This window comes from Nocardia barduliensis, from assembly GCF_013315795.1.
Classification (GTDB): Bacteria; Actinomycetota; Actinomycetes; order Mycobacteriales; family Mycobacteriaceae; genus Nocardia; species Nocardia barduliensis.
The window spans coordinates 1-1,387 of record NZ_JABLTE010000259.1 but is presented as its reverse complement, the minus strand read 5'-3'; the positions used below and the strand labels follow the sequence as shown (position 1 = coordinate 1,387).

Annotated in this window: 1 protein-coding gene; it reads left to right on the top strand. The window is 63.5% G+C overall.

Annotation, left to right across the window (positions count from 1 at the left end):
* The first annotated feature begins 66 nt into the window (after positions 1-66).
* Entirely contained in the window at positions 67-1,350 is a 1,284-nt protein-coding gene (locus tag HOV91_RS39060) for an IS256 family transposase (RefSeq protein WP_086007570.1), read from the top strand.
* Positions 1,351-1,387: the final 37 nt, after the last annotated feature.

Here is a 1,387-nt window from a genome sequence, read left to right as displayed (position 1 = left end):
GGGGACTGTGGATCTAAGGGTGTTTCCGGCCTGATTCGCTGATCGGATGGTCAGCGGGAAGGTGCCGTGATGACGACACTTGATGCCGTGGCGAAGAAGAAGGCCGAGGCGTCGGCTGAGGAGCTGGCGGCGGCGGAGCTGGTGCGGATGGCCAAGGAACAGGGCTTGTCTCTGACCGGGCCGGACGGGCTGCTCAAACAGTTCACCAAGACCGTCCTCGAGACCGCGTTGAGCGAGGAGATGACCGAGCACCTGGGCTATGAGCCGAATCAGGCTCCCGCCGAACGGGTCTCACCCAATGTGCGTAACGGGACCAGGCCGAAGACGGTGCTGACCGAGACGACCGGGCCGGTGCCGATCGAGGTGCCGCGCGACCGCGACGGCAGTTTTGAACCCCAGATCGTCAAGAAACGCCAGCGCCGACTGACCGGCGTCGATGAGATCGTGCTGTCGTTGTATGCGAAAGGTCTGACCACGGGCGAGATTTCGGCGCATTTCGCCGAGATCTATGGGGCGTCGGTGTCGAAGGAGACCGTGTCCCGGATCACCGACGCGGTGGTCGCGGAGATGCAGGAGTGGTCGAGCCGGCCGCTCGACGAGGTGTATGTCGCGATCTTCATCGACGCGATCGTGGTCAAGATCCGAGACGGTCAGGTCGCCAACCGTCCGATCTATGCCGCGATCGGGGTGACGGTGAACGGGGAGAAGGACATCCTCGGGTTGTGGGCCGGGACCGGTGGTGAGGGCGCGAAGTTCTGGATGAGTGTGCTCACCGAAATCCGCAACCGCGGCACCAAGGACGTATTCTTCCTGGTCTGCGACGGGTTGAAAGGGCTGCCGGAGGTGGTGGGGAACGTGTGGCCGCTGGCCACGGTCCAGACCTGCATCATCCACTTGATCCGCAACACCTTCCGACTGGCCGGACGCCAGCACTGGGACGCGCTCAAACGCGACGTCAAACCGATCTACACCGCTGTCAACGCCGAGTCCGCCCGCGCGGCGTTGGACGAACTCACCGAGAAATGGGCCACGAAATACGGTGCGATCGTGCGGCTTTGGAACAACGCGTGGGATGAATTCGTCCCGTTCCTCGACTACGACCTCGAGATCAGGCGGGTCATCTGCTCGACGAACGCGATCGAGTCCTTGAACGCCCGCTACCGGCGCGCGATCAAGGCACGTGGCCATTTCCCCACCGAGCAAGCCGCCCTGAAATGCCTGTATCTGGTGACTCGTTCCCTCGACCCGACCGGCGCCGGTCGAGCACGATGGACCATGCGGTGGAAGCCCGCGGTCAACGCGTTCGCGATCACCTTCGCCGACCGCTGGCCCGACGCCCGAACCTACTGAGAGAAACCGCCGGAAACACCTTTAGCGAGATAGACCC